The sequence below is a fragment of the Gordonia lacunae genome, from assembly GCF_002149015.1.
Taxonomy (GTDB): Bacteria; Actinomycetota; Actinomycetes; order Mycobacteriales; family Mycobacteriaceae; genus Gordonia; species Gordonia lacunae.
The window spans coordinates 107,718-119,060 of sequence record NZ_NGFO01000016.1 but is presented as its reverse complement, the minus strand read 5'-3'; the positions used below and the strand labels follow the sequence as shown (position 1 = coordinate 119,060).

Sequence of the window (11,343 nt, the reverse complement as noted above, 5' to 3'; positions counted from 1 at the left end):
GGTCGGACAACCGAGGGGTGCGCGATGGTCGATTGGGACGGCGAGCGATACGCGGACGTGAGCGCGCTGCAGCGCATGGTCGCCGAGGAATCGATCGGGGATCTGGAGCTCACCGGCACCGAACGGCTGCTCGACGTCGGCTGCGGCGACGGCTTCGTCACCATGCTGTTGGCCGATCGGCTCCCGTCGGGAAGTGTTGTGGGCGTCGACGCTTCGCGACGGATGATCGAGCGCGCACTGCTCCGGGTCCCGGCCGATCTGCTGCGTGTTCAGTTCCACGTCGACGACGTCCTGGCGCTGCCGTTCGACGACGACTTCGACATCGCGGTGTCGTTCAACGCACTCCACTGGGTCCACGACCAGGGCGCCGCCCTACGCGGAATAGCCCGGAGTCTCGTCGACGGCGGCCGGGCTGTGCTGCAGATGGTCTGCGCGACCGACAGACCCAGCATCGAGGACGTCGCCATGGACGTCGCGGCGCAACCGAGCCGGCAGCGCCACTTCGACGGCTTCGACGCGCCGTACGTCCATGTCGATCCGATCCACTTCGGTGAGCTGGCCACCGATGCCGGGTTCGTCGTCGACGATCTGTCGGTGAAGGACCTGCGCTGGCAGTTCGACTCGGTTGCCGACTTCCGGGCCTGGTTCGCGGTCGGGGCGTCGGACTGGACGAGTCGACTACCGGAGAACGAGGTCGACGACTTCATCGATGCCGTCATCGATCGCTACACCGACGTCGTCGGTGAGCCCGCGCTGTTCCGGTTCAGCCAGTTGCGGGCCTCGCTGACCAGGCCGTAGCACGAAGCAACGCCCCCTCCGCCCCCGCTCTGCGCCCTGATCCGAAAGAACCGTATAGCCCCTGCTCCCTGAGGAGCGCCCGGAGTTTGCGGAGGGCGCGTCACGAAGGGTCTTGGCGAGACGAGTTGCGAGACCCTTCGTGACGCTCGCAAGCTCGCTCCTCAGGGAGCAGTGAATGTGGTCGCCGCACCGAGCACGACGGTTGTTTCGTAGTCCACGACGGCCGCCAGGCCGCAGAACTGAGGAGCGCCCGGCCGACGGGGCGTCAGGTCACTCCGGCACGTAGTTGAACGTGTCCGGATCGGGGCCGATCCGCTCGTCACTGTTCAGACGATCGATCTGGGCGACCTCGGCGTCGGAGAGCTCGAAGTCGAACAGCGCGAAGTTCTCCTCCACGCGTGCGCGCGTGACCGACTTCGGGAAGACGATGTCACCGCGCTGGATGTGCCACCGCAGGGTCACCTGCGCCGGCGAGCGGTCCTTGGCCTGGGCGATCTCGGTGATGACCGGGTCGTCGGTCACCTTGCCCTGCGCGATCGGCGACCAGGCCTCGGTGGCGATCTTGTGCTCGGAGTTGAACGCGCGCAACGGGTTCTGCGAGAGGTACGGATGTACCTCGATCTGATTCACCGCGGGCACGACGTCGGCCTCGTCGAAGAGGCGCTGCAGATGGGCCTGCTGGAAGTTCGACACGCCGATTGCGCGCGCCTTGCCGTCGGCGTAGGCCTTCTCGAGGGCCTTCCAGGTCTGGACGTAGTCGCCCACCTCGGGCAGCGGCCAGTGGATCAGGAAGAGGTCGATCTGCTCGACGCCCAGGTCGGCCAGCGTCCCGTCGAGCGCCTTCAAGGCGGCGTCGGGATCGTGGAAGCCGTTGTTCAGTTTGCTGGTGATGAAGATGTCGTCGCGAGCGATGCCCGAATCCCGGACCGCCTCGCCGACGCCCTTCTCGTTGCCGTACATCTCGGCGGTGTCGATGTGGCGGTAACCGACCTCGAACGCGGTCAAAGTGGCTTCGCGGGTGTCTTCCGGCGGAATCTGGAAGACTCCGAAGCCCAACTGCGGGATGGTCACTCCGTTGTTGAGGGTGATGGTGGGGACTGTCATGAGCACGTGTCCTCTCGTTGGGGTCTGGAGACATCGGTTGCGCAGGTCTCCTCGGACGACCTGTTCGGGACGCCCGACATCGGGGCGACCGGCCGCGGCCACGTTCAGGTTCAAGTCGATCGGGCGGTCCGGGTATTCCCCGTCGGTCATCGGCCACTCGGTTCCTCGCCGACCACGCGGTCGAGGAACTCCGGCGACAGCGACACCGAAACCGGTCGGTCACCTGCGCGAATACCGGCTGCGACGTCGACGACCAGCTGCCGGAACTCGTCGCCGCCATCGAGCGGATATCGCACCAGCCCGGCCGCGGCGCACTGCTCCAGCACCGTCACGGTGAGGTCGTGCGCCTCCTCGAACCGGCCCGCAGCCGCGAGGCACACGGCGAGAAGCCGTTGCGCCCGGAGCAGCGCCCGCCGCCGTCCGGTCCCGGTCAGGGTGTCCACCCACCACTGCGCCCGCCCGCATGCGGCGTCCGACGCGCCGGAACCGTCGTCCGAGTCCAGCGTCAACCTGATCGCGGTCTCGGCGTCGAGTTGCGCGACGATCGCGGCGATGCCCTGACTCGGCACATCCTCGTCGAGGTCGACGCGGGGCAGGATGGGCCGCCGGGTCGGGAGGCGCCGCGTCACCAGCTCGTTCTCGGCGAGGGCACGGAGTCGGGGGGTGCCCAGCCGCTCGGCCACGTGCACGGCTTCGGCGAGATACCGCGCCGCGGCCTCCCGATCACCGTGGCACAACGCCAGTCGTGCCCCGACGAGGTGGCGTGCCTCGATCATGTCGACGACCCCCTCGGCCGCCCCGATGAGAAAGCTGTCGTCCAGCAGACGCTCGGTTTCCTCCAATTGTCCGCGTTCGTAGAGGATCTCGGCGAGGAGAGCGCAGGCGAGCCGGGCACCCTGCGACTGTGCCGGCGAGCCGCGCTCGCGCGACAGCCGAAGTCCCGTACGGAAACACGCCTCGGCGCGATCGAGGTCGAGTTGCTCGAAGTAGGCGAGCCCGTCCAGTCCGTATCCGTACATCACCGCATACGGACCCGTGTTGCGCTGATGTGCCGGGATGGCGCGTTGCTGCCACCGGTGGGCCTCGTCGAAGTCGAATCTCATGGTGGCCCCGAGGGTTCCGACATTGTGGATGGCCGACACGAGGAACGGGGGCAATCCGTCGAGGTCGTCGGCGAGGCGTGTCACGCGTTCGTCGAGCCCGTCCAACCGGTCGGAGATGGCGCGCACGCACGCGTCGGCGATCTCGGCCTCACGACGGATCCCCGCGCTGGCATCCGACTGCGGCAATCGCTCCAAGGCGACCCGGGCCCGCTCCAGAGATGCTTCCGCCAGCGCGGCCCGGTGCAGGAGGAGGTTCGCCCAGGCGAGCTGCACCTGCAGGATCGGGTTGGCCGCGACCGTCACCGGCGGAAGCTTGTCGATCAGCGTGACCAAGGTGGTCATCCGCGAATGCTCGATGAGTGATCGGCCATCGGTCTCGACGAGTTCGACGGCGCGGTCGGCATCCCCGGCGGCGAGCGCATGGTCGACGGCCTCGGTGAGCATGCCGTGCCGGGCGAACCACTCGGACGACCTTCGGTGCAGCGGCGTGATCAGTTGCGGTTCGTCACGTTCGAGCCTGCGACGAAGGAACTCGGCGAAGAGCGAGTGGAACCGGAACCACTCACCGGCCTGATCCATCCGGGTGAGGAAGAGGTCTCGGACCTCGATGTCCTCGAGCATGGCCTGGCCCCGGGCCTCGCCGCTCAGGGTCGTGGCGAGATCGGCGCAGATCCGCTCCGGCAGCGAGACCTTGAGGAGGAACTGCAGGACTTCGGGTTCCAGGACGCCCAGCACGTTCTCGGCCAGGAAGTCGCCGATCGCATGGTGGCGTCCGGAGATGTCACCGATCAGTTCGGACGGTTCCCCGGACCCGCGCAGGGACACGCACGCCAGCTGAAGAGCGGCCACCCATCCGTCGGTGGACGACCAGAGGTCGGCGACCTGGTCGGCGCGTAAGTCCAGTCCCGCGACGTCACGGAGAAAGCGCTCGGCCTCGTCGGCATCGAAACACAGAGCCGCCATGTCGATCTCGATGATCTCGTCATGTACCTGCAGGCGACTGACCGGGAGACCGGCCCGGGTACGGCTGGTCACGATCACCTGCAGGTGATGGCAACCGTGTTCGAGTAGATAGTCCATCGCCCCGATGACCGCCGCATCCGTGACCCGATGCCAGTCGTCGACGATCAGTGCGATCCGCCGTCCCCGCGCATGGACGTCGTTGATCAGTGACGTCAGTACGTACTCGTCAGCACGGTCGCCGTGTTCATCGACCACCGAGGCGAGGTCGCCGACCGAGTCCGGGTCCGCCCGGCCGAGCGACTCGATCAGGTCGGCCAGGAACCGGGCCACACCGTTGTCGCTGTCGTCGACCGTCAGCCAGGCCACCGGTATGCCGTCGTCCGCGAGCCGCTCGGCCCACTGCGCCGCGACCGTGGTCTTCCCGTAGCCCGTGGGCGCGTGGATGAGGGTGAGTCGCCGCAGCTTGCCGTCTCGCAGGGTTTCCAGCAGCCGGGACCTCGTGACCTGCGCGCGGGGCCGAACAGGAGGCCGGAACTTCGTCGACGGCATGGGCAGGTTCATCGTCGTTCGACGCCGCGGCGCAGTGGCCGGGGTGGAGGGGCCCATCGCCCCGGCGGGCAGAGCCATCTCGTCGAGCGGGACCCCGAGGCGACGCTGCGCCTCCCGCAGTTCCTCGCCCAGCGCCAGGGCCGATTCGGGGCGGTCCACGGGTTCGCGTGCCATCGCGTGTTCGACACAACCGGACACCTCGGCGGGGAACCCGGCGGCCGCGAGGTCGGGGACGCCTTCACTCGCCACCCGGAGGAAGTGAGCGACGACCTGCTCCCCGCTGCGTCGCTCGAAGGCGGCATGCCCGGTCAGAGCGCAGAACAGGGTCGCACCGAGTCCGTAGACGTCGGAGGTGACCGAGGGCGTGGCGCCGGCGAGCAGTTCGGGCGCGGTGAACGCCGGCGACCCGGTGACCAGATCGGCATCGGTCTCGAAGCCGCCGGAGATGCGGGCGATCCCGAAATCGGTCAGTTGAGGTTCGCCGTACTCGGTGATGAGGATGTTCCCCGGTTTGATGTCGCGGTGCAGGGTGCCCGCGCGGTGGGCGGCCTCGAGGGCACCGGCCACCTTGATCCCCAGCCGCAGGATCTCGCGCCAGTCGAGGGGGCCGTCCTTGCGGATGCGCACGTCGAGCGACGCATGCGGGTGATATTGCATCACGATGAACGGAAAGCCCTCGGGGGTCGAACCCACCTCGAGGATGTTGACGATGTTCGGGTGCCCGGAGAGGCGTCCCATGGCGCGCTGCTCACGCACGAATCGCTCGAGATTCTGTTCGTCGAGGTGATCGGTGAGCACTTTCACCGCGACGTCGCGGTCGAGGGCCGGCTGCCGGCAGCGATACACCGCACCGTAACCACCACGCCCGATCTCGACCGGATCGGCGAAACCCGCACCCACCAACTCGCCGGCGACGTCGCGAACGGCATCGCGCTGTGTGGTCAACGGATCGTTCTCGGCCATGACGTGCCTCGATCGCGTGTCGATCGGCTGCTGCCCTGTCCAGACTACTCAGGCATGCCCCGGGAGCGGGGCTTTCGTTACCCGAGCCGAGTACCCGCGGACCGCTGCGGCCACACCAATCTGCCCGCTCCGTTTCCCAATGGTCGACATCTGTGAAAGAGTTGACGCGCAGCCATCGGTCTTGGTGGTTGCGCACACTGAAGAAAGAAGTACAGCAGTATGGCACAGGGAACCGTCAAGTGGTTCAACGGCGAAAAGGGCTTCGGCTTCATCGCTCCCGACGATCAGGGCGCAGACGTCTTCGTCCACTACTCCTCCATCACCGGTAGCGGCTTCCGCAACCTCGAGGAGAACCAGCGCGTCGAATTCGACGTGGAGCAGGGCGCCAAGGGCCCCCAGGCTACCAACGTCAGCGCGCTCTGAGCTCCTGACTTTCGCGAAACGCCCCCTCGGCCACTCGGTCGGACGGGGCGTTTCGTCGTCTCCGGAACTTCTGACACCGTCTGACATCGCCGCGGAACCGACTGTCGAAAACCCACACCACTCGATGTAGTCCACGTCACAATGAGGCGTGGTGCGGCCCGAGGGAACGTGAGGGTGATGCAGGTGACCGATCCGGTGGTGGTTCTGACCAAGGCCCGCACGTCGTGCGAGATGCGGGCGGTGCGCGAGTGGACGTCGGCGAATTACCCCGACGCGACGATCTCCCGATCGGCGGACATCGATTTCGACACGATGGCACCCGAGACACTCCTCGTACCGGTCCGGGCCGTGTGGCTGCCGGCAGTCCGGCAGGGTGAGCGGCGGGTCACGCTCGGAGACGTGCTGGTGCTGTCGAATCCGCGACGCCCACTGGGCGCGGTTCAACCCCTCATCCGGAAGAGACGTCCGGACAGCCTCCGCGTCGTCGCCGGTGCACCCGCGACGATCGAGGAACTGCGCACCCGACATGCCCATCACCAGGCACACGGTGAACCGTTCGCCCAGTTCGTCCTGTTCCAGGCATCGGTTTCGGCCGAACGAGCCGAACGTCAGATCGTCGGCGACCGCTACAAGGTCCCCCGGCTCGTCGCCGAACAGATCAGCAGCTCGTCCCGATTCCAGACGTCCGCGGCCAAACTCGCCGCCGAACTGGGCCGGCCCACCGACGCGGTCGTCGCCGAGGCCACCGACAAACTCTCGACCTTCGTCGCCACGCAGAGCCGCCTCATGGACGACGTGTTCTCGGCGACCTTCAACCGATTGCACGAGCGGGCCTGGAACGTCACGGTCGACGTCGAGAACCTCAACACCCTGCGCACCCTGAACAAGTCCACGGGCCTGATCTTCCTGCCATCCCACCGGTCCTACGTCGATCCACTCGTCCTCGCCAAGGTGTTGCGCACCAACGATTTTCCGCCGAACCTCGTGCTGGGTGGGAACAATCTGTCGTTCTGGCCGGTCGGCCCGGTCGCCCGCCGGGCCGGGATGATCTTCATCCGGCGCAAGTTCGGCGCGGACCCGGTCTACAAGTTCGCGATGCGTTCCTACCTCGCCTACATCGTCGAGAAGCGCTTCAACCTGGAGTGGTACATCGAAGGTGGTCGCAGCCGGACCGGCAAGCTGCGGAAGCCGAAACTCGGTCTGCTCACCTACGTCGTCGATGCCGTGGCGCAGCTCGACGAGGCCGACGTGACGATCGTGCCGACGTCGATCGTGTACGACCAGCTCCAGGAGATCGGCGCGATGGCGGCCGAGGATGCCGGTGGCGCAAAGAAACCCGAGGGGATCGGGTGGTTGTTGCGCTATGCGAAGGCGCAGCGCGCCTACCTGGGCGAGGCGCGGGTGCGATTCGGCACGCCGATCTCACTGCGGACCGCCCTCGACGAGGCCGGCGAAGGACGCTCACGACTGGAGAAGGTCGCGTTCCGGGTGATGGACGAGATCAATTCCGCCACCCCGATCTCGGCCACCTCGCTGGCCGGTTTCGCCCTCCTCGGCGCACAGGACCGGGCCTATACCCTCGCGGAGATCGAGAACATCCTGGCGCCGCTGCTCGACTACATCCGCAGGCGCGAACTGCCGGGGCCGGATCCCGCGCTGTGTCGCGGGGTCGGGCTGACCCAGACCCTGCGGGTCCTCGCCGGCAACGGCGTGGTGACCTGCTTCGAGGGCGGGTCCGAGCCGGTGTGGTCCATCGTGCCCGACAACCATGCGGTCGCCGCCTACTACCGCAACGGCGCACTGCACCATTTCGTCGACCGGGCGATCGTCGAGGTCGCCATGCTCGCCGTGGCCGACGGAGAGGTCCGGGCCGACGACGTCCCGCCCGACGAGACCCCGATCGGATACGACGAGACGGCCGACGGGCCGATCGCCGACGAGGGACTGCTCGCCGCGTCGCAACGTGAGGCCCTGCGGATCCGCGACCTCCTGAAGTTCGAGTTCTTCTTCCCGCCGAAAGTCGAGTTCCTGCACCGCCTCGGCCTCGAACTCGACCTGCTCGCCCCCGGCTGGCGTGCGGTCACCCCGACCCAGGAGTGGACCTACGAGGTCTTGCACGGACACACCGGCGGCCTGCTGGCCCGCCGCACCCTGCAGCCCTTCTTCGACGCCCAGCTGGTCTTCGCGACCAAGCTCGTGGAACTCGGCACCACGTCCCGCGACAAGGACGACCTGATCACCGACTGTCTGGGTCTCGGCCGGCAACTGTCGTTGCAAGGTGTTGTGCGCAGCAAGGACTCGGTGTCCAAGGACCTCTATGACGGTTGCCACCAACTCGCCGACAACCGGCACCTGATCCACGGCGAGGACATCGCCGACCTCGCGGCCGCGCGACAGGACTGGCTCGACGAGGTCGAATCGATGCGTGAGCGGCTGGCACGGATCGCCTCGATCGAGGACATCCAACCCGCGGTGTGGTCGGAGGCCGCGCCGTGAGTGCCTTCACCGACCGCATGCGGGCCATCCGGTCGGCACCCACCGGCAAGAAGGTCGCCGCGCTCTTCGACTACGACGGGACCCTGATCGAGGGGTTCTCCGCAGCCGCCATCATGCGAGCACGGTTGCGCAGCCTGGAATTCGGCTTCGGCGAACTCGCCGACTTCCTGCTGATCGGGTTACGCGGCGTCGTCTCCGAACAGGACTACGCGGAAGTCCTCGACGCCACCCGTCCGACCTTTGCCGGCAAGACATATGCCGAACTGATCGAGTTCGGCGAACACCTCTTCAAGTACGAGACGGCGGCCAAGCTGCGGCCGCAGATGTGGCAGATCCTGCGCGCGCACCGGGAGATGGGGCACACCATCGTCATCGCCTCGTCGGCCACCCGCTTCCAGATCGAGCCCATCGCGCGGGAGATCGAAGCCGACTTCGCGCTCGCCACCGACGTCGAGGTCGTCGACGGGGTGGTCACCGGCAACATTCGGGGGCGGCCGCTGTGGGGACCGGGAAAGGCCGCCGCGGTGCGCACCCTTGCCCGTGAGCACGGCATCGACCTCGCCGCCTCGTTCGCCTACAGCGACGGCAACGAGGACATCCCCTACCTCGAATCGGTGGGCAACCCCGCAGCCGTCTCACCACGCCGAATCCTGCGGGCGGAGGCCGAAACCCGCGGATGGCCGATCATCGACCTGAAGAACCCCACGTACAACCGGCTTGGGATGCTCGCCAGGACCGGCGCCTTCTACAGTTCGTTCCTGGCATCCGCCGCGGTGGGCGTCACGACGGGCCTGGTCCGGCGCGACCCCTCCGCACTCGTCGAGGCCCTGCCGACCGGCACCGACGTCGGGCTGTCTCTGGCCGGCATCCACGTGCAGGTCCTCGAAGGCGGCGAGTACCTCACGTCGGCTCGTCCGTGCGTGTTCCTCTTCAACCACCAGTCGAAACTCGATCTGCCGGTGATGATCAACCTCGTCCGGTCCGAGGCGACCGGCGTGGCCAAGAAGGAAGTGCAGCGGGTGCCGGTCGTCGGACCGATCCTGCAGCAGGCGGGCCTGGTGTTCATCGATCGCGCCGACCCGGGCCGCGCCATCGAGCAACTGGCGCCGGCGGTGCGAGCACTCCGGGACGAGGGGATGTCGCTGGTGGTGGCCCCCGAGGGCACCCGGTCCCCCACCCCACGGGTGGGCCGGTTCAAGAAGGGCCCCTTCCACATCGCCATGCAGGCAGGTGTGCCGATCGTCCCGGTGGTTCTGCGCAACACCGGCGAGTTGATGTGGCGCGGTGCGCAACTCATCCGACCGGGCACCGTCGAGGTGATGGTCCTGCCGCCGGTGGACACCAGCGACTGGTCGCCCGAGGAGATCGGCGACCGCGCCGACGAAGTGCGGCAGATGTACGTCAGCGCCCTGGCCGACTGGCCGCTGGACTTCTTCGCCGACGACGACGCCCGGCCACCGGCCGAGGTCCCCGAGGAGAGACAACTGTGAGCGACGAGACGGGCCTGACCGACGGCGTCGACCGCCCGCTGGACTGGGCGAACGAGCCACACATGAGCTCGGTGGACACCATCATGTGGCGCGGCGACACCGACCGGCGGATGCGCGGGACCATCTGCATGCTCGAGGTGTACGACTGCGCCCCGGACTGGGACCGGCTCGTGGCCGCGCACGAATGGGGGAGCCGGATGGCGCCGCGGTTCCGGCAGCGCGTCGTCGACTCGCCGTTCGGCACCGGAACGCCCAGCTGGGCCGTCGACCCGGACTTCGACCTGCACTATCATCTGCGTCGAATCCGATTGGGCGGCAACGGGAGCATGCGCGAGCTGCTCGTCACCTGTGAACAGCTCGCGATGACCGCCCTCGACGCCGCGCGGCCGCCGTGGGAGGGCACGCTGATCGAAGGACTCCCCGACGGGAAGGCGGCGTATTTCCTCAAGGCCCACCACGCGCTCACCGATGGCATGGGGGCGATCATCGGACTCGCACAACTGCATTCGCCCACCCGCGAACACAATCCGGGTAAACCCCAGCCGCCGAGCCCCGACCCGGTGAACATCACTCCCGTCGACCTGCTCCGCCGACAGGTGGGTGAGGAGATCCGGCGGATCCCCCACCGTCTGGACACAACCTTCCGCGGTGTGCGCGCCCTGGTACATCCCCGGACTGCGCTGAGTTCTGTTCTGCGATATGGGCGTTCGGTGCCCCGTGTGGCCGGACTGGTCAGCCCGCCGGGTTCTCCGCTGCTGGCACACCGGAGTCTGTCGTGGCGTTTCAGCGCGTTCGAGGTCCCGTTCACCGACCTCAAGGCGGCCGCAACGGCGACCCGTGCGTCGATCAACGACGTCTACCTCGCCGGGCTCATCGGCGGCTTCCGCCTCTATCACGAGAAGATGGGCACCCCGATCGAGACGATGCCCGTGGCCATCCCCATCTCGGTGCGCCGGCCGGAGGACCCGGCCGGCGGAAACCGCATCGCAGTCGGGCGGCTGGCCGGGCCGGTCGGGATCGCCGACCCGTTCGAGCGGGTGCTCACCATCCGCGAGCAGGTCCGCGTCGCCCGGCACGAGCCGGCGGTCGACATCTTCAACACCCTCGGGTCGGTGATGGCCTGGCTCCCCGGCTCGGTCCTCATGCAGTTCAGTGGAACGACCAGCCAGAACGACCTCCAGGCCAGCAACGTGCCGGGCATCCCGTGGGACACCTATGTGGCCGGCGCCAAGGTCGAGCGGATGTTCCCCTTCGGTCCGCTGCCCGGTTGCGCAATGATGGCGACGATGATCACCCATAACGGAACGGCCTGTCTCGGAATCAATTCCGACGGTGCCGCGGTCACCGATCTCGAATTGTTCGCGGACTGCCTCGTTGCCGGTTTCGGCGAGGTGCTCGCGTTGGCCGCCGACGACGAGGTGGAGCCGGGAGTTCTGCGGCGGGTGGTGTGACCG

The 11,343-nt window shown here is 67.7% G+C and carries 7 protein-coding genes; 5 read left to right on the top strand and 2 right to left on the bottom strand.

The annotated features are described in order from the left end of the window. Window positions 1–24: 24 nt before the first annotated feature. Window positions 25–798, top strand: coding sequence for a class I SAM-dependent methyltransferase (locus CA982_RS15080; protein WP_086536096.1), 774 nt, complete (start codon window positions 25–27; stop codon window positions 796–798). A gap of 270 nt (window positions 799–1,068) precedes the next feature. On the opposite strand, the gene CA982_RS15075 is transcribed toward CA982_RS15080, so the two are convergent. After that, the gene (locus CA982_RS15075; RefSeq protein ID WP_086536120.1) at window positions 1,069–1,902 is read right to left on the bottom strand and encodes an aldo/keto reductase; all 834 of its coding nucleotides are present in this window, start codon (window positions 1,900–1,902) and stop codon (window positions 1,069–1,071) included. 146 nt (window positions 1,903–2,048) lie between these two features. Next, complete coding sequence (locus tag CA982_RS15070; protein WP_086536095.1) at window positions 2,049–5,480, bottom strand: serine/threonine-protein kinase; 3,432 nt, start codon at window positions 5,478–5,480, stop codon at window positions 2,049–2,051. Window positions 5,481–5,699: 219 nt separating this feature from the next. On the opposite strand from CA982_RS15070, the gene CA982_RS15065 reads away from it, so the two are divergent. The 4 genes from CA982_RS15065 to CA982_RS15050 all read left to right on the top strand — a co-directional run bounded on the left by CA982_RS15065 (window position 5,700) and on the right by CA982_RS15050 (window position 11,340). Beyond that, window positions 5,700–5,903 carry a cold-shock protein gene (locus CA982_RS15065; protein WP_004020476.1) on the top strand — a complete coding sequence of 68 codons (204 nt, stop codon included), beginning with the start codon at window positions 5,700–5,702 and terminating at the stop codon, window positions 5,901–5,903. A gap of 177 nt (window positions 5,904–6,080) precedes the next feature. Next, window positions 6,081–8,399 carry a glycerol-3-phosphate 1-O-acyltransferase gene (locus tag CA982_RS15060; RefSeq protein WP_086536094.1) on the top strand — a complete coding sequence of 773 codons (2,319 nt, stop codon included), beginning with the start codon at window positions 6,081–6,083 and terminating at the stop codon, window positions 8,397–8,399. Beyond that, window positions 8,396–9,889, top strand: a complete 1,494-nt coding sequence (locus tag CA982_RS15055) for an HAD-IB family hydrolase (RefSeq protein WP_086536119.1) — start codon at window positions 8,396–8,398, stop codon at window positions 9,887–9,889. The genes CA982_RS15060 and CA982_RS15055 overlap by 4 nt, the downstream gene beginning before the upstream one ends. Further along, the gene (locus CA982_RS15050; protein ID WP_086536093.1) at window positions 9,886–11,340 is read left to right on the top strand and encodes a wax ester/triacylglycerol synthase domain-containing protein; all 1,455 of its coding nucleotides are present in this window, start codon (window positions 9,886–9,888) and stop codon (window positions 11,338–11,340) included. Before CA982_RS15055 ends, CA982_RS15050 begins: the two co-directional genes overlap by 4 nt. Window positions 11,341–11,343: the final 3 nt, after the last annotated feature.